The sequence below is a fragment of the Nonomuraea polychroma genome (genome assembly GCF_004011505.1).
Classification (GTDB): Bacteria; Actinomycetota; Actinomycetes; order Streptosporangiales; family Streptosporangiaceae; genus Nonomuraea; species Nonomuraea polychroma.
In genome coordinates this window covers 5,018,731-5,040,501 of the sequence record NZ_SAUN01000001.1, presented here as the reverse complement: position 1 = coordinate 5,040,501, position 21,771 = coordinate 5,018,731, and the positions used below count along the sequence as shown (strand labels likewise).

18 protein-coding genes are annotated in these 21,771 nt (G+C 70.1%); 10 read left to right on the top strand and 8 right to left on the bottom strand.

The window, feature by feature from the left end; translation table 11 throughout:
- Positions 1–19: 19 nt before the first annotated feature.
- Positions 20–880, bottom strand: a complete 861-nt coding sequence (locus EDD27_RS23040; protein ID WP_127934208.1) for a RecB family exonuclease — start codon at positions 878–880, stop codon at positions 20–22.
- A gap of 153 nt (positions 881–1,033) precedes the next feature.
- On the opposite strand from EDD27_RS23040, the gene EDD27_RS23035 reads away from it, so the two are divergent.
- Positions 1,034–2,170, top strand: coding sequence for a site-2 protease family protein (locus tag EDD27_RS23035; protein ID WP_127934207.1), 1,137 nt, complete (start codon positions 1,034–1,036; stop codon positions 2,168–2,170).
- Positions 2,171–2,512: 342 nt separating this feature from the next.
- Positions 2,513–4,057 carry an FHA domain-containing protein gene (locus EDD27_RS23030; RefSeq protein WP_127934206.1) on the top strand — a complete coding sequence of 515 codons (1,545 nt, stop codon included), beginning with the start codon at positions 2,513–2,515 and terminating at the stop codon, positions 4,055–4,057.
- 456 nt (positions 4,058–4,513) lie between these two features.
- On the opposite strand, the gene EDD27_RS23025 is transcribed toward EDD27_RS23030, so the two are convergent.
- The 3 genes from EDD27_RS23025 to EDD27_RS23015 form a co-directional block, all read right to left on the bottom strand.
- Positions 4,514–5,344: a sugar nucleotide-binding protein gene (locus EDD27_RS23025; protein ID WP_127934205.1), complete on the bottom strand. Its 831-nt coding sequence runs from the start codon at positions 5,342–5,344 to the stop codon at positions 4,514–4,516.
- A 418-nt stretch (positions 5,345–5,762) separates the two neighbouring features.
- On the bottom strand, positions 5,763–6,260 hold the full coding sequence (locus EDD27_RS23020) for a hypothetical protein (protein ID WP_127934204.1): 498 nt from the start codon (positions 6,258–6,260) through the stop codon (positions 5,763–5,765).
- A 169-nt stretch (positions 6,261–6,429) separates the two neighbouring features.
- Positions 6,430–7,521: a GNAT family N-acetyltransferase gene (locus EDD27_RS23015; protein ID WP_127934203.1), complete on the bottom strand. Its 1,092-nt coding sequence runs from the start codon at positions 7,519–7,521 to the stop codon at positions 6,430–6,432.
- A gap of 55 nt (positions 7,522–7,576) precedes the next feature.
- On the opposite strand from EDD27_RS23015, the gene EDD27_RS23010 reads away from it, so the two are divergent.
- From EDD27_RS23010 to dop, 6 genes are all read left to right on the top strand, one after another.
- Positions 7,577–8,428, top strand: a complete 852-nt coding sequence (locus tag EDD27_RS23010; protein ID WP_127934202.1) for a tRNA (adenine-N1)-methyltransferase — start codon at positions 7,577–7,579, stop codon at positions 8,426–8,428.
- Positions 8,429–8,632: 204 nt separating this feature from the next.
- Complete coding sequence (gene arc, locus EDD27_RS23005) at positions 8,633–10,396, top strand: proteasome ATPase (protein ID WP_127934201.1); 1,764 nt, start codon at positions 8,633–8,635, stop codon at positions 10,394–10,396.
- Positions 10,397–10,498: 102 nt separating this feature from the next.
- The gene (gene hypF, locus EDD27_RS23000) at positions 10,499–12,697 is read left to right on the top strand and encodes a carbamoyltransferase HypF (RefSeq protein WP_206641612.1); all 2,199 of its coding nucleotides are present in this window, start codon (positions 10,499–10,501) and stop codon (positions 12,695–12,697) included.
- 24 nt (positions 12,698–12,721) lie between these two features.
- A complete protein-coding gene (locus EDD27_RS22995; RefSeq protein ID WP_127934200.1) occupies positions 12,722–13,759 on the top strand; it encodes a pyridoxal-phosphate dependent enzyme in 1,038 nt (345 codons plus the stop codon).
- Between the two features lie 22 nt (positions 13,760–13,781).
- On the top strand, positions 13,782–14,924 hold the full coding sequence (locus EDD27_RS22990) for an acyltransferase family protein (protein WP_127934199.1): 1,143 nt from the start codon (positions 13,782–13,784) through the stop codon (positions 14,922–14,924).
- An 86-nt stretch (positions 14,925–15,010) separates the two neighbouring features.
- Entirely contained in the window at positions 15,011–16,525 is a 1,515-nt protein-coding gene (dop, locus tag EDD27_RS22985) for a depupylase/deamidase Dop (RefSeq protein WP_127934198.1), read from the top strand.
- Positions 16,526–16,533: 8 nt separating this feature from the next.
- Here the strand turns inward: dop and EDD27_RS22980 are convergent, their stop codons facing one another.
- Complete coding sequence (locus EDD27_RS22980) at positions 16,534–16,941, bottom strand: hypothetical protein (RefSeq protein WP_127934197.1); 408 nt, start codon at positions 16,939–16,941, stop codon at positions 16,534–16,536.
- A gap of 146 nt (positions 16,942–17,087) precedes the next feature.
- On the opposite strand from EDD27_RS22980, the gene EDD27_RS22975 reads away from it, so the two are divergent.
- Positions 17,088–17,297, top strand: a complete 210-nt coding sequence (locus EDD27_RS22975; protein ID WP_127934196.1) for a ubiquitin-like protein Pup — start codon at positions 17,088–17,090, stop codon at positions 17,295–17,297.
- A 185-nt stretch (positions 17,298–17,482) separates the two neighbouring features.
- A complete protein-coding gene (locus tag EDD27_RS22970; RefSeq protein ID WP_164903758.1) occupies positions 17,483–18,331 on the top strand; it encodes an endonuclease VII domain-containing protein in 849 nt (282 codons plus the stop codon).
- Between the two features lie 7 nt (positions 18,332–18,338).
- Here the strand turns inward: EDD27_RS22970 and EDD27_RS22965 are convergent, their stop codons facing one another.
- The 3 genes from EDD27_RS22965 to EDD27_RS22955 all read right to left on the bottom strand — a co-directional run bounded on the left by EDD27_RS22965 (position 18,339) and on the right by EDD27_RS22955 (position 21,637).
- Positions 18,339–19,397: a DNA polymerase IV gene (locus tag EDD27_RS22965; protein ID WP_127940891.1), complete on the bottom strand. Its 1,059-nt coding sequence runs from the start codon at positions 19,395–19,397 to the stop codon at positions 18,339–18,341.
- Positions 19,398–19,648: 251 nt separating this feature from the next.
- Positions 19,649–20,185, bottom strand: coding sequence for a carbohydrate ABC transporter permease (locus tag EDD27_RS22960; protein ID WP_241564204.1), 537 nt, complete (start codon positions 20,183–20,185; stop codon positions 19,649–19,651).
- A gap of 84 nt (positions 20,186–20,269) precedes the next feature.
- Positions 20,270–21,637, bottom strand: coding sequence for an extracellular solute-binding protein (locus EDD27_RS22955; RefSeq protein WP_127934194.1), 1,368 nt, complete (start codon positions 21,635–21,637; stop codon positions 20,270–20,272).
- Positions 21,638–21,771 lie beyond the last annotated feature (134 nt).

Here is a 21,771-nt window from a genome sequence, read left to right as displayed (position 1 = left end):
AGCCGGGCGGCCAGGGCCGTTACAGCTCGTCGGTGGCCGCGCGGCGGTTGCTGCGGACCGTGTCGCCGGGCCGGCGGTCGGGGACCGGGGGAGGGGTGCCGCCGAACTCCGGGCACAGCGCCTGGTGGTCGCACCAGTCGCACAGCCGGCTGCGCCGGGCGCGCCACTCGCCGGTCTCCATGGACCGCTCGATCGCCGCCCACAACGCCATCACCTTGCGCTCGGTGGCCAGCAGGTCGGCCTCGTCCGGCGCGTACCGCAACACCTCGCCGGCCCCGCCCAGGTAGACCAGCTGCAGCAGCCGTGGCACCTCGCCGCGCAGCCGCCACAACACCAGCGCGTAGAACTTCATCTGGAACAGCGCCTTGGCCTCGAAGTCCGGCCCCGGCGCGCTGCCCGTCTTGTAGTCGACCACCCGGACCTCGCCGGTCGGCGCCACGTCGAGCCGGTCGACGTAGCCGCGCAACATCAGCCCGCCGTCCAGGACCGCTTCCACGTAGAGCTCGCGCTCGGCCGGCTCCAGCCGCGTCGGGTCCTCCAGCGTGAAGTAGCGCTCCAGCATGCCGCGTGCCTGCGCCAGCCACTCGCCCTGCTCGGCGTCGTCGGTGAACATCTCCGCGTATTGCGGGTCGTCCGCCAGCAGCCGCGTCCACTGCGGCTCCAGCAGCTCCAGCGCCGCCCGCACCGAGCGGTGCGAGGCCGGCAGGTCGTAGAGGCGCTCCAGGACCGCGTGGACCACCGTGCCGCGCACCGCCGCCTGCGAGGGTTTTTCCGGCAGCTGGTCGATCACCCGGAAGCGATAGAGCAGGGGACAGGTCATGAAATCGCCCGCCCGGGACGGGGAGAGAGCTCCGATGATCACCGGCTCGGTCAACGTCATGCACCGCACTCTAGGTCACGACCCCGACAGAATAGCCCTCGCGAAACCAGGATCACGCGCCGCGGCGCGTAGCATCAAGGCAGCGACACCACGTACCGGTGGGAGGACCGCGACCTGGCGGGACCCCGGCGGCAAGGACGTACAAGGAGTGCGGTGAGCGAGCAAAGCCCGCGGCGGGAGTTCTCCGGTCTTCCGATGGGGAGGCCGTTCGGCATTCCGGTGTACGTATCGTGGACGTGGTTCCTCGTGGCCGCCTTCATCACCGTGATGTTCGCGCCGCAATTCCGCGAGATGCTGCCCGAGCTCGGCAACACGGCCTCCTACGTGGCCGCGTTCGTGTTCGCGGTGCTGCTGTACGTCTCGGTGCTGCTGCACGAGCTGGCCCACAGCGTCCTGGCCAAGTGGTACGGCCTTCCGGTGCGCAGGATCACGCTCTACCTCCTCGGTGGCGTGTCGGAGATCGAGAAGGAGCCGCCCACACCGGGCAAGGAGTTCATGGTGGCCGGGGCCGGACCGGCGCTGTCGCTCGGGCTGGCCGGTCTCGGCGCGCTCGCCGACGTCTATGTGATCAACAGCGGCGGCATCCCCGAGCTGCTCATCCGGCAGCTGTGGTGGGCCAACCTCATCGTCGGCGTGTTCAACCTGCTGCCAGGGCTGCCGCTCGACGGCGGGCGGATGCTGCGCGCCGGCGTGTGGAAGATCGCCGGCAATCCCGGCACCGGCACGGTCATCGCCGCCTGGGGCGGCCGGGTGCTGGCCGTGCTGCTGGTCGCCGGGCCGCTCGCGATGGCGCTGTCGAGCGACCAGGAGATCGACTTCACCACCCTGCTGTGGCCGCTGGTGCTGGCCTCGTTCATCTGGATGGGGGCCACGCAATCGCTGCGCGTCGCCAAGATCAGGGCCAGGATCCCGCAGGTCAACGCCCGCGCCCTGGCTCGCAGGGCGATCCCGGTGACCGCGGAGACGCCGCTGTCCGAGGCGTTGCGGCAGGCGGCCGAGAACGGGGCGGGCGCCCTCGTCGTGGTCGACCACGACGGCAAGCCCGTGGCGATCGTGAACGAGGCCGCCGTGCAGGCCACCCCCGAGCACCGCCGCCCCTGGGTGAACGTCGCCTCCCTCGCCAAGTCCATCGAGCCCGCCATGGTGCTCGACGCCGACCTGGTCGGCGAGCCGCTCATCGACGCCATGCGGGAGACCCCGGGCAGCGAATATCTGCTCGTGGAGCGCGGCGGCGCGATCTTCGGCGTGCTCGCCACGGCCGATGTGAACCGGGTTTTCACCGGCGTCTGATTTGTCCCACTCGTTTAAGCGGCGGCCCCGGGCTAGGGTCGTGTCCAGCAGTTTCGGGCGGGCCGGTTCGGACTCCGGCGATTTCTGCGATGCGACGGCTGGCCGATAGTGTTCGGTTTGGCCAAACTTGCACAGTTAAGGGGTTTGTTGCGGTCGACCGGTTCACCGAATCGAGATGACGGGGCCGCGACACGCCCTCGCCGTCTGGGTATGCGTATGGCTGGTGGGCCAGCACGGCAGTGCGGGTGCCGTAACATCGCCGGCTTCCGGGGAGGAGAGTTGAGTGACCGAGCGCAGCGAGGGCACCAATGAGCGCAGCACGGTCGTCATGAGGGAGGACGCATGACCGACCAAGGCTTCGGAATGGTGCGTCCGCTTCCTGGAAATGGACTGGTCGCCTACGTGGGCGGGCTGCTGCTGGTGTGCGACCCGGACGAGGCCACCGCCGACGGCCTGCTCGAAGCGCTGCGCGAGACGGCCGCCTCCGGCGGCGACGGCAGGGCGCTGGCCCGCCGCGCCGCGCAGGTCCTTGCGGCCAACATGGCCGGCGACCCGGCCACCTGCGCGGTCGCGGGAGCCGTGAGCGGCGGCGTGGCCGTGCTCGTCAGCGGCTCGGCGTCGGCCACCATCGCCACCTCGTCCGGCGAGACGCGGCTGGCCGGCAGCGACTCCCTGACGTGGGCCGACCGGCTCGTGACCGGCACCGTCGAACGGGTCGAGCTGAGCCTGCCCGGCGCCGGCAGCCCTCACCCCGCCGTCCGCTTCGAGGGCGGCGTCGTCCACGGCGGCGGCCTCGTCGGCGACCTCACCGACCAGCCGTCCGAGCCCGCCCCGTCCCGGCCGCTGACCAGCGAGATGCCCGCCACGGCCTTCCACATGGAGGCCGACCTCATCCAGCCGCCGGCGCAACAGCAGGTCGAGCGGCCGCCATACCCGCTGGCCGACCAGCCGCCGATCGTGCAGGGGCCGCCTTCGGGCCCGCAGCCCGCGCCGCCGGCCGTGGAGCAGCCACCGCCCTACCAGCCGCCGCAGGACCAGCCTCAGCCGTCGTACGCGCCGCACCAGGAGCAGTCCCCCTTCCAGGGCTCGCAGGACCAGCCTCCCTACCATGGCCCGCAGGACCAGCCTCCCTTCCATGGCCAGCAGGACCAGTTCCCCTTCCCGGGCCCGCAGGACCAGCCGCCCTTCCACCCGCCGCAGGATCAGCCACCGCCCCTGCCGGAGCCGCAGCAGCAGTTCCCGTCCTACGACGAGCAGCCGCCCTCAGGAAACGGCGCCGCAGAGCCGGTTCAGCAGCACATGGGCCCGCCGGACCACTTCGACCAGCCGCCGCCCGTGCTCGGCCCGCCCGACCACTTCGACCACCCGGGGCCGCCGCCGCAGGAGCAGCAGCAACAGCCCGAGCACGGCGACCGCCCGCTGGTCTACGGGGTCGACTGCAAGAACGACCACTTCAACGACCCCCGCGTCCCCTACTGCGCCGTCTGCGGCATCGCCCTGGTCCAGCGCACCCTCGTCCCCTACAAAGGGCCGCGCCCCTCGCTCGGCGTCCTCATCCTGGACGACGGGACCGCGCTGCCACTGGAATCCGACTACCTGCTCGGGCGCGACCCCGAGCGGGCCCCCGAGGTGGCCGGCGGCACCGCCAGGCCCGCCAAGGTGACCAGCCCGGACGGGTCGGTGTCACGACGGCACCTGCGGGTGGCGCTGGACGGGTGGGACGTCAACCTGGTGGACCTGGGCTCCGTCAACGGCACCCAGATCCAGCCGCCCGGCGATCCCAACTTCTACGACATCCCGCCGAACGAGCCCGTCACCATCGCCCCGGGGACCACGGTCCGCGTAGGCGTCTCCCGCACCCTCCGCTTCGAGGCGCACCGCGGGTAGGGCCGCGAGCTCGTCACGCCAACCGCGTCCCTGGATCTTCGGGTCCCGGGACGCGGGCGTTCGCGGGCTGTCGCGCCCAGGGACACCACGCGTTCGCGGCCCGGCGGGCACCGCTGGGGACGGCCCGGTGCCTACCCGTCCGGCCGTGCCCGGCGCGTGCTCCCTGCCGAGTGCCCGCCGCCACGCCCTGTCCCCGTGCCCTGCTCCCTGTCCCCGTGCCTGCTCCCCGGACCGGTGCCGCGGCCCCTCCTGCCCGATGCCTGCCGCCGGCCCGGCGTCTGCCGGCCGGTCGGGCGGGATCCGACGTGGCTCGCTGAAGGGTGCCGGTGCAAGGGCCGGTGAGCGGGCAGGCGTCCGTTCAGCGGGCCGGTTGGTGGCGTGGCGTACCCCCGCGGGGCCGGGATGCGGGGCCGAGGGTGGAGGCGGCCACTGGGTGTGGGGGAGGGGCGGGGACGTTCAGGGAGTGGGCGGGGACAGGAATTCGCGGGCGCCCCGCAGTCGGGTGCGGAGCCGCCGCTGCGTCGCCGTGCAGTCCAGGCGGACGTCGTACGGCCCCGGCAGGGGAGTGTCGGCGCGGCGGCCGGTGGGCAGGCGGGCGGGGTCGAGGCCGTCCCTGCGGGCGATCAGCACGCCCAGCTCGTGGCGGCTCAGCGCGTCCGGGCCCGCCACGTGCCACATGCCCGCCTCCCCGCGGACCGCCAGCTCCAGGAGAGCCGCCGCGAGGTCGGCGACGTGCACCGGGCATCTCACGTCGTCGGTGAACAACACCCCGTCCCCGCGCCCCTCGGCGAGCGAGCGCACGAGCGCCTCGTGCGGGGACGCCCCGTGACCGATGATCAGTGACGTCCGGGCGATCGCGGCGCCGGGCAGCACGGCCCGTACGGCCGTCTCGGCGGCCGCCTTGGCGGCGCCGTACGGGTTGACCGGGTCGGGTGTGCACGTCTCGTCGTAGCGGGGCGCGGAGCCCGAGAAGACGGCGTCGCTGGAGACGTGCACCAGCCGCCCGCCCGCCGCCGCCACGGCCAGGGCGAGGTGCGCCGCGCCGTCCGCCGTGGCCGTCCAGTCCCGCTGCCGGTACGCCGCGTTGATCGTCACCTCCGGCCGGAACGCCCCCACGACGGCCGCGGCGTCCGCACGCGAACACACGTCCAGGGGCAGCCACGCGACCCCGGGGAGCTCTCCGGGGCGGGTCAGGTATGTCGCGCCCACGTCATGACCTGCGGCCGCGCACAACCGTACGAGCTCGCTCCCGAGAAAACCGCTTCCGCCGGCGATGAGAATCCGCACGCTTCGCCCCCTCTGTCCATTTTGTCCCCAGCGCAACAACGTTTTTCCTCAGCCCATTGGCACACAAATGCGACAAGCCTACGAGGGTGTCCGTGGGGGCAGCCCGAAAAAACCCGGCCGCCAACCCGTGATCGCGACAGCCGGCGGCCGGAGACCCCGCGATCCCAGGGGTTCCGGGGATGGAGGGGCCGCCGCGGCGGCGGGCCCCGCCCGGGACGAGTGGCGCACGGGTGATTTCCGCCGTCCCGGAAAATGTCTCGATCAACGTAGATAAATCGCCAAAAATGCGAAAAATCCTCAAAAAGAAACGTGACAGGAACGGCGTTGCGCCGGCATTACCCACGCATGGCACTTTCGGCAACCGGCCATCCCTTTCCCAGCGATCCGGCCGCCCTCAACCCTAGGCCCGCGGAAAGCGCTAGGCAGGCCGGAAGGCCCGGATGCCCCGCAGCAGCCGTACCGCCGCCTCCAGCCCGCTGGCGGCCTCCAGCGCCCGCCCCGCGGCCGTCGCGAACCGGCCGAGCAGGTGCTCGTCCCCGTCGTCGAACCCGCGCCCCGCGACCCACACGAACGTGTGCTCGCGCGCCACCACCGGCACGGGGCTGGCGAGGAAGCCCGGCTCGCCCACGGCCGCGTCCCGCGGCAGGCGCAACGTCCTGGCCGACACCGCCAGCTCCTTCAGCACCCCCGATTCGGCCAGCCACCGGCCCACCCGCAGCGGATCCCCGGGAGGGGTGTGCACATGGACCGGCAGCGCCTCCCGCCGCAGCGCGTCCACGCGGACGAAGCCCGCGTAGGCGGTGCCGGCGACGGCGGCGGCGCCGCGCGCCAGCCGCGCGACGAGGTCCTCGGCCTGCAGACAGGAGAAGTCGGCGACGAGTTCACGCATGGCGACATCGACACGGTTGTACGGCATCGCGATGATCCCTCAAGCAGAGGCGGCGAGATCGCGCGGCCCGGTCGCGCGACACTCGAGTGCGGGTGTCCCGACTATCACTCCCGATGGAGCCGTTGACTAGCCCTCAACAGGAAATTTGGATTTTTGCCCATTTCGGTCCCCGGGCGGGACCCTCCGTATGGTCCGGCTACGAGGAGCGAAGCCGCGCCCACGCCACGTCGTCGGCCCGCCCGCCGCCCGCCTTCGGGAACAGCTCCCGGTGCACGCCCTCCCTGCGGAAACCCGCACGTTCCAGCACCCGCTGCGAGGCCGTGTTCCCCGCCTCGGTCCCGGCCACGATCCGGTGCAGCGCCGTGTTCGCGAACGCCCACTCCACCAGCAGGTTGACCGCCCGCGTCATGACCCCCTTGCCCCGGAACTCCGGCACCAGCGAATAGCCGATCATCGCCTGTCCCAGTGCCGGCGCCACCTGCGTCAGCTGCACGTGCCCCGCGAACGCCCCGGACGCCGCGTCCCTGACGGCCAGCTCGATCCTCTGCCCCGACACCCACCAGTATCCGGTGTAGCGGCAGCGCCGCTCGTCGTCCTCCATGGTGCTCGGCGGCCCAATGAAGTAGGCCGCCACGCTCGGCTCGGTCACCATCCGGTGGAAGTCCCCGGCGTCCTCGGCCGTCAGCGGCTCCAGCCGCACCACGCCGTCCGACAGCCGCCCGCCCTCGAAGAACGGCAGGTACGGCTCCACCGCCTCCACCGGGTCGCCCTTCAGCCTGGCGAAGGCCACCATGTCGACGTACCGGCCGTCGCGCAGCCGCCTGGCCTCCCGCCTGCGCCCCTCCTCGCGGAAGCCGGACTTGTACGCCACCCGCACGCTCGCCACGTTCTCCACCGCGGCCTGCAGCTCGACCCGGCGGATCCCGTGGTCGAACGCCCAGTCCGTGACCGCCCTGGCGGCCGTCGTGGCCACGTCCCTGCCCCGCGCCCACGGCGCCACCACGTAGCCGATCTCGGCCACGCCCGAGTGGTCCGGCGGCCGGACGCCGATGGAGCCGGCGTACCGGCCGTTCTCCGTGATCGCGAACTCCGCGCCGCCGGCCTCCCACTTCGCGGCCGCCATCGCGAAGTAGTCGCGCACGTCCTCCGGCCCGTACGGCGACGGAAGCACCGGCAGGAACCACGCCGTCACCGGATCGTTGCAGGTCTTCACGATCGCGTCGGCGTCGCCCTCCACGGGTGGCCGCAGGACAAGGGGACCGGTGGAGATCATGTCGCGGGGGAGCATCCCCCATAGATATCGCGCGTCCGGACGCGCTCGAAAGCCCTATAACCTTGCCGCCATGGGTTTCCGCAGGCATGGGCCTTTCCAGGCGGGGGATCAGGTACAGCTCACCGACCCCAAGAACAAGCGCCACACGATCACGCTCAAAGAGGACGGCGTCTTCCACACCCACAAGGGCGCCATCCCGCACAGCGACCTGATCGGGCAGCCTGAAGGCTCCGTCGTGCGCTCCTCCGGCGGCACCCAATACCTCGCCTTCCGCCACCTGCTGCAGGACTACACGCTCGCCATGCCGCGCGGCGCGGCCGTCATCTACCCCAAGGACGCCTCCATGATCGTCGGCATGGCCGACATCTTCCCCGGCGCCCGGGTGATCGAGGCCGGGGTCGGCTCGGGCGCGCTGACGTGCTTCCTGCTGCGGGCCGTCGGCCCCGACGGGCACGTGACCTCCTACGAGCGGCGGGAGGAGTTCGCCGACGTGGCCCGCAAGAACGTCGAGAAGTTCTACGGTGGGCCCATGGACGACAACTGGCGGCTCGTCGTCGGTGACCTGGTCCACTCCATCGACGAGGTCGACGTCGACCGCGTCATCCTCGACATGCTCGCCCCGTGGGAGTGCGTCGACGCCGCCGCGAAGGCGCTCACGCCAGGCGGCGTGATCTGCTGCTACGTCGCCACGACGACGCAGATGTCCAAGACGGTCGAGACGATCCGCGATCACGGGTGTTTCACCGAGCCGCATGCGTGGGAGACCCTGGTTCGCGACTGGCATGTCGAAGGGCTCGCGGTAAGACCGGATCATCGGATGATCGGCCACACGGGCTTCCTCGTCACCGCCCGCCGCATGGCGGACGGGGTGACGCCCCCGCCGCGACGCCGTCGACCGAAGGGGACCACTGAAGAACTATGACAATTTGGCCACGAGGGTGCGTTCGTGCGTGACACGGGAACAGATTGCCATGTTCCTATGCTGGGAGTATTAAACGCACTATTGAGGATTATTCACCGAACACTGAATGTCACTCTACGAACACTGCCCGGCCAGGTTACGGAGGGGCCCGAGATAGGTAAGGTCCTAAGTAGTCGCCCTCGACTGGGAAGGAGGTGACGGGGCGTGGCAGCTCGCGATGATGCTGAGGCTCGAGCCGCGCAGCGCGAACGGGAGGTCGCTGATCTTTCAACACAGGTCTCCTTCCTCCAGGAGGAGATCACCGCGCTGAGGCGGAAACTGGCCGAGTCACCCCGTCAGGCCAGGGTCCTCGAAGAGCGTCTCCATGAGGCACAGGCGAACCTCGCGGCCGTGACCGGCCAGAACGAACGCCTGGTAGCCACACTCAAGGAGGCCAGGGACCAGATCGTCGCTCTCAAGGAGGAGGTCGACCGGCTGGCGCAGCCGCCATCCGGCTTCGGCACCTTCCTCGAGGCCAGAGAAGACGGCACGATCGAGGTGTTCACCGGCGGCCGCAAGCTGCGGGTGAACGTCAGCCCCGCCGTCGACGTCGACTCGCTGCGGCGTGGCCAGGAGGTCATGCTCAACGAGGCGCTCAACGTGGTCGAAGCACTCGGCTACGAAGAGGTCGGCGAGATCGTGATGCTCAAAGAACTGCTCGACGAGGGCAAGCGGGCCTTGGTCATCTCGCACGCCGACGAAGAACGCGTCGTGCGGCTGGCTGAGTCGCTGGTCGGCCAGCCCATCAGGGCCGGCGACTCGCTCCTGCTCGAACCTCGCTCCGGCTACGTCTACGAGCGCATACCCAAGTCCGAAGTCGAAGAGCTCGTGCTCGAAGAGGTCCCCGACATCTCCTACGAGGAGATCGGCGGCCTCAGCAGGCAGATCGAGCAGATCAGGGACGCCATCGAGCTGCCCTACCTGCACGCCGACCTGTTCCGCGAGCACAAGCTGCGGCCCCCCAAGGGCGTGCTGCTCTACGGCCCGCCCGGTTGCGGCAAGACGCTCATCGCCAAGGCCGTCGCCAACTCCCTGGCCAAGCAGGTCGCGGAGAAGACCGGCCAGTCAGGCAAGAGCTTCTTCCTCAACATCAAGGGACCGGAGCTGCTCAACAAGTACGTCGGCGAGACCGAGCGGCACATCCGCCTGGTCTTCCAGCGCGCCCGTGAGAAGGCCTCCGAGGGCACCCCGGTGATCGTGTTCTTCGACGAGATGGACTCGATCTTCCGCACCCGCGGCTCCGGCGTGTCGTCCGACGTCGAGAACACCATCGTCCCCCAGCTGCTGTCGGAGATCGACGGCGTGGAGGGCCTGGAGAACGTCATCGTCATCGGCGCCTCCAACCGCGAAGACATGATCGACCCCGCGATCCTGCGGCCCGGCCGCCTGGACGTCAAGATCAAGATCGAGCGGCCGGACGCCGAGGCGGCCAAGGACATCTTCTCCAAATACCTGGTCACCGACCTGCCGCTGCACCCCGACGACCTGGCGGAGCACTCCGGCTCCCGCGAGGCGACGATCGGCGGCATGATCCAGAGCGTCGTCGAGCGCATGTACACCGAGAGCGAGGAAAACCGCTTCCTCGAGGTGACCTACGCCAACGGCGACAAGGAAGTCCTCTACTTCAAGGACTTCAACTCCGGAGCGATGATCCAGAACATCGTCGACCGGGGCAAGAAGATGGCCATCAAGCAGTTCCTCGAAAGCGGCCAGAAGGGCCTGCGGGTGCAGCACCTGCTCACGGCCTGCGTGGACGAGTTCTCCGAGAACGAGGACCTGCCCAACACCACCAACCCCGACGACTGGGCCCGCATCTCCGGCAAGAAGGGCGAGCGGATCGTCTACATCCGCACGCTCGTCTCCGGCAAGCAGGGCACCGAGGCCGGCCGTTCCATCGACACCGTCGCCAACACCGGCCAATACCTGTAACACCACCACCGAAGAGCGGGAGGGCCGGGCGGCCCTCCCGCTCTCGTGTGCGACACGGCCGATACGCATGCGCGGCCCGCCGATCAGGCGCACACTGGGCCTGTGACCGTGGTGAAACACGTAGACGTGCACGTCGAAGGCGTCGTGCGAGGCGTCGGCTTCCGGCCCTTCGTGCGCTCCCTCGCCACCCGCCTCGGCCTCGCCGGGCGCGTCCGGGGCGACGTCACCGGTGTGCACATCGAGATCGAAGGCGCCCTCGCCGGAGTCGAAGAGTTCCTGACCGCGCTCGAACGCGACGCGCCCGCCCTGTCGGCCATCGAACGCGTCACCGTCGTCCGCGGCGAGCCTGCCGGGCACCGCGGCTTCACCATCGCCCCCGGCGACCTGACCGGCCCGCGCCGCGCCCCCGTCCTCGCCGACACCGCCCCGTGCGACGACTGCCTGCGCGAACTCGCCGACCCCGCCGACCGCAGGCACCGCTACCCGTTCATCGCCTGCGCCGCCTGCGGCCCCCGCTACACCATCGCCCGCACCGCCCTCTGCGACCCGCCGCACACCGGCATGGCCGGCCACCCCCTGTGCCCCGCCTGCGCCGCCGAGTTCGACGACGCCGGCAGCCGGCGCTTCCACGCCCCCGCCACAGGCTGCCCCTCCTGCGGGCCCCGCCTGCGGCTCCTGGACGACCGGGGCGCCGACCTGAGCGCCGACCCCGTCGCCCGCGCCGTCACCCTCCTGCGCGCCGGCCGCGTCGTCGCCGTCACCGGGCTCGGCGGTTGCCACCTCGCCGTGCCGGCCGCCCACGAGCACGCCGCCGCCACCCTGCGCGGCCGCCGGCACCGCGACGACGCGCCGTTCGCCGTCATGGCCGCCGACCTCGCCCAGGCACGCCGGCTGTGCGAGATCGACGATGCCGCCGCCGAGCTGCTCGCCGGCCGCGCCCGGCCCATCGTGCTGCTGCCCCGCCTCCCGGGCGCACCCGTCGCCGCCGCCGTCGCGCCCGGCCACCGCACCCTCGGCCTCGTGCTCCCGTACACGGCGCTGCACCACCTCCTGCTCGCCGAACTCGGTGAACCCCTGGCCGTGACCGTCTCAGGCGAGCCCCGCCCGCACACCGACGCCGACGCCTTCCTCACCCACGACGGCCCCGTCCACCTCCACGCCGGCGACTCCATCGTGCGGCGCATGTCCGGCGAGGTCACCGTGCTGCGCCGGGCCCGCGGATACGCCCCCGAGCCGCTCCCGCTGCGGCACCGCGTCCCCCGGCCCGTCCTCGCCTGCGGCGCCGAGCTCAACAGCACCTTCTGCCTGGCCACGGAACGGCGGGCGTTCCTCTCCCCGCACCTCGGCCACCTGGACGACCCCGGCACCCTCCGCGCCTTCACCGAGGACATCGACCACTTCTGCGGCCTGTTCGGCATCCGGCCGGACGTCGTCGCCTGCGACCTGCACCCCGGATACCCGTCCACCCGGCACGCCCAGCACATCCCCGGCGTCGACCTCGTCGGCGTCCAGCACCACCACGCCCACATCGCCTCCTGCCTCGCCGACAACGGCGACCCGGGACCCGTGATCGGCGTCGCCTTCGACGACCTCGGCCACGGGCCCGACGGCGCCCTGTGGGGCGGCGAGTTCCTCCGCGCCGACCTCGCCCGCTACGAACGCCTCGGCCGGCTCACGCCCGTCCCCCTGCCCGCCGGCGCGCTCAGGCAGCCCTGGCGCATGGCCGCCGCCTACCTCCGCCACGACCACCCCGGGCTCGCCGTCGTACGCCGCCACGCCGCCCTGTGGGCCGACGTGCTCGCCCAACAGGACGCCCCCCTCACCTCCAGCGCCGCCCGCCTCTTCGACGCCGTCTACGCCCTGCTCGGCGTCCGCGACGCCGTCACCTACGACGGGCAATCGGCCACCGAACTCGAACACCACGCCGACCCCACGGAAACCGGCGCCTACCCGGCCGCCGTCACCCCCGGCGACCTGCTGGCCGTCGACGGCCGCGACCTCATCCACGCCGCCGCCGAGGACCTCACGGCCGGGGTGCCCACGCCTGTCATCGCGGGCCGTTTCCACAACGGCGTCGCCGACGCCATCGCCCGCGCCTGCCAGACGCTCCGGCAGGCCACCGGCCTGTCCGCGGTCGCCCTGTCCGGCAGCGTCTTCCAGAACGCGCTGCTGCTCGAACGCACCGTGGAGCGGCTGCGCGCCGCCGGCTTCCGGGTCCTCAGGCACGTCCGCGTGCCGCCCCACGACGGCGGCCTCAGCCTCGGCCAGGCCGCCGTGGCCGCCGCCCGCGACCGCGCCTGACCGCCGGCTCCTAGCATGGCGATCATGGAGTTTCTCAACCCCGGCCGCGCCCCCTACACGGCGCGCGAGCGCGACCTCATCGGGACCGCGCACGCCCGCCAGGCCCGCGCCCACTTCGACCGGCACCCCGCCTACCGGCCCACCCCCGTCCACACCCTGCCCGGGCTGGCGGGCACCCGGGCCGTCCACGTCAAGGACGAGAGCGGCCGCATGGGGCTGGGCAGCTTCAAAGCGCTCGGCGGCGCCTACGCCGTGCACCTCCTCACCGAGCGGCACGGCGGCGGCACCCCCGTCGTCTGCGCCAGCGCCGGCAACCACGGGATCTCCGTCGCCTCCGGCGCGCGCGAAGCCGGCGTCGGCTGCGCCGTCTACCTCAGCCACGACGTGCCCGAGACGTTCGCCCAGCGGCTGCGCGCGCTCGGCGCCGACGTGCGGCGCGACGGCGACGACTACGAAGCCGCCATGGCCGCCGCCCAGCGGGCCGCGCACGACCACGGGTGGCGGCTCGTCGCCGACAGCTCATGGGAGGGCTACACCGAGGTGCCCCTCGACGTCATGCGCGGCTACACGGTCCTGTTCGACGAACTCACCGGCCCCGGCGCGCCTCTGGAGGCGCCCACCCACGTGTTCGTGCAGGCAGGCGTCGGTGGCCTGGCCGCCGCGGCCGCCGGATACGTCCGCGACCGCTGGGGTGAGCAACCGAAGATCGTCGTCGTGGAGCCCGAAGGCGCGCCCTGCCTGATCGAAAGCGCCAGAGCCGGACGCCCCGTGCGCGTCCAAGGCTCCCACACCGACCTCGGCAGACTCGACTGCCGCGAACCCTCCCTCATCGCCCACCGGCTCCTCAGCCGCCTCGCCGACCTCTATCTGACCATCTCCGACGACCAGGCCGACGCCGCCGCCCGCCTGCTCGCCCAGCACGGGGCCGCTCTGTCCGCCTGCGGCGCGGCCGGAGCCGCAGGGCTGCTCCGCGTCACTCGCGCAGGCCGCGCCGCGCTCGGCCTCGACGCCGTGTCACGCGTGTTGCTCGTGGGAACGGAGGGATCAGTGGAACCGAAGTGATCCGCGTTACGTCAAAGATGGCGTGCATTCCCCCAACCGGCCCAAGCACGCTCGGGAGGACGGCCGGTTGGCCGAGCTCGACCTCCTGCGCTTCATCGCGGCTCTCGCGGTCGTCGCGTTCCACTACCTGGTCGCGTACGCCTCCGTCTGGGGCGACCGGCCCGCCGAGCTCTTCCCCGCGCTGGCCCCCATCGCCGGGCTCGGCATCCTCGGCGTCGAACTGTTCTTCATCATCAGCGGGTTCGTCATCCTCATGACCGTCTGGGGGCGCGGGCTCGGCGGATTCGCCAGGTCCCGGCTCGTCCGCCTCTACCCCGCGTACTGGCTGAGCCTCGGCGCCGTCGCCGCCCTCTACGGGCTCACCGGCGCCAAAGCACTCGATCCAAAACTTTCCCCAGGCGAATACCTGCTGAACGCCACCATGTTCCAGCGGCTCTTCAAGATCACCGATGCCAGCGGCGTCTACTGGTCGCTGTGGGCCGAGCTCCGCTTCTACCTGCTGATGGCCATCCTCGTGATCATCGGCGTCACGTACGGGCGCGTGCTGGCGTTCGCCGGCCTCTGGCTGGCCGCCGCGCTGGCCGTCAAAGTGCTCGGGCACACCGGGATTCTCGACAATCCCGTCCTCGACGAGATCGTCATGCCCGACTACGCCCCCTACTTCGTGGCCGGCATGAGCCTGTACCTCGTGCGCAAACACGGCAACGCCTGGCTGCCCTGGCTCTACGTCGCCGCCGCCTACGGCATGTCGATCGACTCCGCGCTGGCCCGCGTGCACCGGCGCATCGACGCCGCCGGGTTCAAGAACATGCCTGTCACCGACACCAGCGTGATCATCACCATCACCGTGATCTTCGCGGTGATGGCGCTCGCCGCGCTCGGCGTCCTACGGCTCAAACCGTCCAAAACGCTCACCGCGCTCGGTGGCACCACATACCCTCTTTACCTCTTCCATGGCGTCGTCGCCGTCGCCCTCATCCCCGTGCTCACCGGCGACCTGCCCCCCTGGGCCGTCGCCGTCACGGCCACGCTGACGGCCATCCTGCTGTCGTATCTGGTCTACTCCTTTGCCGAACGCCCCATCCAGCGGCTACTCAAGCCCCGCAGACCCGCACAAACCCCAACAGCTCCGGCCGTACAGGTGGAAAAGGCGTCGGTGCCATAACTCTGTGACCCTGGGGCACTGTGAAGGGCATAGGCTCGGGCATATAAACGGCGGATAGACAGATCCGGACGAACAGAGGGTGTTGCATGACGGTGCGTCGGGTGATGGGCATCGAGACCGAGTACGGCATCTCCGTACCCGGCCAGCCAGGCGCCAACGCGATGGTGACCTCCTCACAGGTCGTGAACGCCTACCTGGCCGCCTCGGCGGCCCGCGCGCGCAGGGCACGATGGGACTTCGAAGAAGAAAACCCGCTGCGCGACGCGCGCGGCTTCGACCTGGCCAGAGAGGTCGCCGACCAAAGCCAGCTCACCGACGAGGACCTCGGACTCGCCAACGTCATCCTCACCAACGGCGCCCGGCTCTACGTCGACCACGCCCACCCCGAGTACTCCTCGCCCGAATGCACCAACCCCCGCGCCGCCGTCATCTGGGACAAAGCCGGAGAACGCGTCATGTACGACGCCGCCACGCGTGCCTCCGCCATCCCCTCCAACGCGCCCATCCAGCTCTACAAGAACAACACCGACGCCAAAGGCGCCTCCTACGGGTGCCACGAGAACTACCTCATGCGGCGCGCCACCCCCTTCGCCGACATCGTCCGCCACCTCACCCCCTTCTTCGTCTCCCGGCAAGTCGTCGTCGGCGCCGGCAAAGTGGGCATCGGCCAGGACTCCCGCGGCGAAGGCTTCCAGATCAGCCAGCGCGCCGACTTCTTCGAAGTCGAAGTCGGCCTCGAGACCACACTCAAGCGCCCCATCATCAACACGCGCGACGAACCCCACGCCGACCCCGAGAAATACCGGCGACTCCACGTGATCATCGGCGACGCCAACATGTCCGAGATCTCCACCTACCTCAAACTCGGCTCCACCGCGCTCGTCCTCGCGATGATCGAAGAAGGCTTCCTCACCCGCGACCTCGCCGTCGAAAGCCCCGTACAGGCACTGCGGGCCGTCTCGCACGACCCCAGCTGCAAGTACGAGATCCCCATGCGCGACGGGCGCAAGCTCACCGCCGTCCAGCTCCAGATGGAATACCTCGAGCAGGCCCGCAAATACGTCGAAGAGCGCGGCACCGCCCAAGACGAGATGAACAAGGACATCCTCGACCGCTGGGAATCCGTCCTGACCCGCCTCGCCGAAGACCCCATGCAGCTCTCCCACGAACTCGACTGGGTCGCCAAACTCGAACTCCTCGAGGGCTACCGCAGCCGCGACGGCCTCGCCTGGTCCCACCCCAGACTCCAGCTCGTCGACCTCCAATACTCCGACATCCGGCCCGACCGCGGCCTCTACAACCGGCTCGTCGCCCGCGGCCGCATGCAACGCCTCGTCACCGAAGACGAAGTCCAGCGCGCCGTCGAAAACCCGCCCAGCGACACCCGCGCCTACTTCCGCGGCCGATGCCTGCGCCAATACAGCGAATCCGTCGCCGCCGCCTCCTGGGACTCCGTCATCTTCGACATCCCCGGCCGCGAATCGCTGCAGCGCGTACCGACGCTCGAGCCCTTGCGCGGCACCAAGGCCCACGTCGGCGAACTGTTCGACCGCTGCAAGACCGCCGCCGACCTCGTCGCCGCGCTCACCGGCGGAGACTGACACCTCCCTCAGAGCAGCAGGCCGATCCCCAGCGTCAGCGTGCCCGCCGCCAGGCACGCGCCGCCGGCGAACGTCAGCCAGATCAGCCTGCTCGGCTTCGTGTCCGTGGGGCGCACCACCGACAGGAAGAAGCCCAGCGGCATCAAAATGGGCGCTGCCACGATCAGCGTGCGCGTCAGCGCCTTCACGGCCTCCGGCAGGCTCGCCTGGTCGACGTACAGCATCGCCACGAGGCTGAACAGGACCAGGACGCCCGCATGCGCGTGGCCGGCCCGCCACAGGCCCCGGCGGACCGGGTTGTCCAAGTAGCCCGGGACGTTGCGCATCAGGAACTTCAGCAACGTGACGCCGCCGAAGGCGACTCCGGGGACTGTGATGAGGAGCACACCCGCGGTGCTCAGCGACGAAGGGGACATCTCAACCTCCTTGTGGGTACGGCATCCCAGTATTGGATAGGAACGCTATCTAGTCAAGCCGACAAGATCGCTGGGCGATCGGCGCGAAATGTCGGCTGGTTCGGGGAAGATATGCCTAGAGGCAGTCCCCCAAGTGGAGGTAGGACATGGCTACCAAGGACACCGGCGGTCAGAAGCAGACCGGGCGCCGCGAGGCCGAGGTCGAGGAGACCCAGGCTGCGGAGGCGTCTGACGTTCAGGAGCGGCAGGAGAAGCTCACTGACGACGTCGACTCGATCCTGGACGAAATAGACGAAGTTCTCGAAGAGAACGCAGAGGAGTTCGTGCGCTCTTACGTCCAAAAGGGCGGAGAGTAGGGCAAAACGGACAGACGAAAGGGGTAAGTCGGGTGGAACCGCCGGACGGATCTAAGCAGTGTCCGGACTGTGGGGAGACCAAGGCGGTCTCCGAGTTCGGGCGCAATAAGCGCATGGCTGATGGGCTCGCGCGATATTGCAAGGTCTGTTTCAGAAGGCGTTCCACTCAGAGTTATCGAAAGCGCATGGCCGAGCAAGGGAAGATCGTGCGCGATCGGGTGCAGGTTCCCGATGGTCATAAATACTGCGCTCGGTGTGCGGAGATTAAGCCCAGGACCGAGTTCGGCAGCAACAAGGCCAGCAAGGACGGGGTGACCACCTACTGCAAGCCGTGTCATGCCGTCGTTACCCGCGACAATAAAATCAAGAAATACGGCAGTGAGCGGAACTATCTGCTCCAGTACCGTTACGGGATTACCGAGGACGACTTCGAGCGCATGCTCGCCCAGCAGGGCGGGCTCTGCGCCATCTGCCGGGTCGTTCCGGGCACGTTCGTCGATCACAGTCACGAGACCGGGCAGGTCCGGGGCGTTCTCTGTTTCAACTGCAACAACGGGCTCGGCCACTTCGGCGACAACACCATGCTGCTGGAGTTGGCCGCCCTCTTTCTGGACGGGGAGGTTCTCTGGCCGGATTTCGTCATTCTGCCGGAGCAGCGTGACGGTGGTTCCGTGGCGCGGACGCGGACTTATCACCTGTCGCAGCGTTATCGGTTGCGGCATGAGGATGTCGAGAAGATGGTGGCGGCGCAGCACGGGTTGTGTGTGGTGTGCCGGGACCGGCCGCCGGAGCATGTGGATCATTGTCATCGGACCGGTGACGTGCGGTATGCGTTGTGTTTGCCGTGCAATACCGGGATCGGGCAGTTCAGGGATGATCCGGCGGTGGTGTGGCGGGCGCATTCGTATGTGGAGGCGGCCTCGCCGGATCATTATGAGGAGGTGGCGGTCTCGGAGGAGGAGTTGGCGGAGTTGATCCGGGCCGAGGAGGAGCTCCGTTCCGATTTCTATTCCAGGGCCACCCGCGTGGGCTGAGGGCCGGTTATTTGTCCGGCATGGTGTAGTCGACGGCTACGCCGAGGAGCCGGACCGGGCGGGTGAGGTCGAAGCGGTCGAGGATGGCGACGGCTGTGCGCGCCAGGATGTCGGGGTCGGCGGTGGGGGTGGGGAGCTTCGACTGGCGGGTGCGGGTCAGGAACGGGGTGAAGCGGACTTTGACGGAGACGCGGATCACCTCGCGGCCTGCGGTGGCGGCGTCATGGGCGACGTGTTCGGCGAGGGCGGTGACGTGGCGGGTGATCTCGGTCTTGTCGGTGAGGTCGTGGGGGAAGGTGGTTTCGCGGCTGTGGCCGCGGGCGATCCAGGGTGTGGTGACGACTTCGGCTTCGCCTTTGCCGAGGGCGAGGTAGCGGTACCAGGGGCCGTTGGTGGGGCCGAAGGCGCCGGCGAGTGCGGCGGGGTCGGCGGCGGCGAGGTCGGCGACGGTGTGCAGGCCGAGGGCGGCGAGTTTTTTGGAGGTCTTGGCGCCGATGCCCCAGAGGGCGTCGGTGGGGCGGGCGTTCATGATCTCGGCCCAGTTGTCGCTGGTGAGGCGGTAGATCCCGGCGGGTTTGGCGAAGCCGGAGGCGAGTTTGGCCTGGTGTTTGTTGTCGCCGATGCCGACGGAGCAGGACAGGTCGGTGCGGGCGCGTACGGCGTCCTGGAGGCCGGCGGCGAGGGCTTCTGGGTCGTCGGTGGTGGCGCCGATGAAGGCTTCGTCCCAGCCCCAGACTTCGACGCGGACGGGGAATTCGCGCAGGACGGCCATGACGCGTTCTGAGGCGGCTTCGTAGGCGGGCGGGTCGCTGGGCAGGAAGATCGCGTCGGGGCAGCGTTTGAGTGCGGTGCGGAGCGGCATGCCGGAGTGGATGCCGTGTTCGCGGGCTTCGTAGGTGGCGGTGGCGGCGACGGTGCGGGGCTGGGTGGGGTCGCCGCTGCCGCCGACGACGACGGGTTTGCCGCGGAGTTCGGGGTGGCGGAGGATTTCGACGGCGGCGATGAACTGGTCGAGGTCGACGTGCAGGATCCAGTCCCTGGTGGGGCTGGATGGCCTGGTGGTCATGGTGTCCAGTATGGCGTGTGAGGGGCGGAGGGCCACGCTGCGCGGTTTCAGACGGCCCGCTGGTGGTCGGTGGTGTGGAGTGTCTCGTCGCGGTGGATGAGGCTGCGGCGGGGCACGGCCCAGGCGCGGGTGCCGATGGGGGTTCGTCGCCTTCGGGGACGACGGCCTGGATGAGGCCGCCGGGATGCCGCCGCTGGGGACGAACGGTGTGAAGTCGTTGAACGTCCACAGGCTGATGAGCAGCAGGTTCGTCAGGATGTGGCGGCGGATGCGGGGAAGACGACGTCGCGGGGCTGCTGCAGCACGCCGGCGTCGGCGAGGCGGGCGGTTTCGAGGTGTGCGGGGGGCACGTTCTCGAGTGCGGCGGCGTACAACATCATCGAGAACGCGGTGCCGCGCCACACGTCGAAGATGATGATCGACAGCAGCGGGTGGTCGAGCAGCCAGGCGAATCCGGGGGTGTGCAGCAGGGCGTTGAGTGTTCCTTCGTCGCGGTCGAGCAGTGCGAACCACAGGAAGCCGACGACAGTGCTGGGCGGGATCCACGACAGCAGGACGACGCCTTCGACGAGGCGGCGCACGGGGCCGGTGCGGGTGCGCAGGATCCCGGCCAGGGTGAAGCCGAGCCCGGCCTGGCCGATGATGGCGGAGCCGCCGACGTACAGGACGGTCAGCCACAGCGAGGTGAGGAAGCGGGGGTCTTCGAGCGCGCCGGTGTAGTTGCCGAGGCCGACGACCTGGGGGTTGGCGGCCGCCAGGCCGGTGAGCCCGAGGTAGATGGTCCACAAAGCGGGGAAGACGAGGAAGACGGCGATGAGGGCGAGGGCGGGCAGGACGACGCGATCGCCCTGCCTGTGCCCAGTCGTGCGGCGTCAGCCGCTGACGTTGGCCGCGCCACCGACCAGTCCCTGCAGTTTGTCCTGGTAGGCGGCGGCCGCCTCGTCGGCGCTCTTGCCGCTGACGACGGCGGCGGTGGCCTCCTGCAGGGCGGTGGACACCTGCGGGTAGACGGCCAGGCCGGGCCGGTAGGCGGTGACGGGCAGCACCTCGTCGGCGATGTACTTGAGCATCGGGTCGGCGGTGAGCACCTCGGTGTTGACGTCGGTGCGGGAGCTGATCCGCACCTGCCCGGCCAGCTGCGTCTTCGTCGCCTCGGCGGAGTGCATGAAGGCCAGCAGTTCCCAGGCGAGTCTGGGGTTTTTGGAGAACGGGTTGAGCACGCGTACGGCGCCGCCGGACATGCTGACGTGGTCCTGGCCGCGGATGCCGGCGCCGGGCTGCTTGGCGGGGATCTTGGCGTAGCCGACGACCTGGTCGCGGTCCTTCATGGGGGCGACGCCGGCGGTGGGTTCGACGACGGAGCGCCAGAAGTAGTCGCTCTCGGCGAGGATGCCGATCTTGCCTTGCGCGAACTGGGCGAAGGATTTGTCGCGGCCTTTGGCCTCTTGCTGGAGTTTGGGGTCGCCGAGGCCGCTGGCGCCGTAGATCTGCTGGTAGAAGCCGAGGACGTCCTTGACGGCCTGCGAGGCGCCGGTCCACTTGCCGTCGGCGTAGATCTCGGCGCCGGCGCCGGCCAGCAGCGGGAGCACGCCTTGCATGGTGGTGGCCTCCCCCATGGCGGTGCCGGCGTTGATCTGGATGGGGACGGGCACGCCGGCGGCTTTGAGCTTGTTTCCGGCGTCGAGGATGTCCTGCCAGCTCGTGGGCTCCCACGTCTCGGGCAGCCCGGCCTTGTTGAAGAGGGTCTTGTTGTAGAACAGGACGCGGCCGTCCGTGCCTTGCGGCAGGCCGTACTTCTTGCCGTCGAAGATGCCCAGCCCCTGCACGGCCTGCGGGATCTGCGACCAGCCCTCCCACTGCTCGACGGTGGGACCGCCGACCTCGGCCAGCGGCTTGATGTAGCCGGCCTGGGCGAACTCGCCGACCCAGATGCCGTCGACGTCGATGACGTCGGCGCCGGCCTTCGACTTCAGGTCGAGCGCGAGCTTCGTCTTGTACTGCTCGTCGTCGACGCCGCTGGGCTGGAACAGCACTTTGACGTTCTTGTGGGTCTTCTCGAACTCGGGGATCACCCAGTTCTTGATCCAGGTGGCCGACTCGGAGTTCTTGCCGCCCTGGATGGAGTTGGCGGCGATGGTGAGCGTGATGCTCCCTGGGTCGGAGCCGGTGCCGGTGCCGCAGGAGGTGAGCGCGAGGACGGCGGTGGCGGCGATCACCGCAGGCCGGCGGGGGAATCGCATGTCGGCCTCCTGTTCAGGACGTGCAGACATACCGACAATCGCATGGGCCGTTGGCGGCGTAAAGAAACGATCTGGACACGGGGTCCGGTGTTCCAGGCGGTCGCGCGGGTGTGGGTTCGCCGTGAGCTGATCGT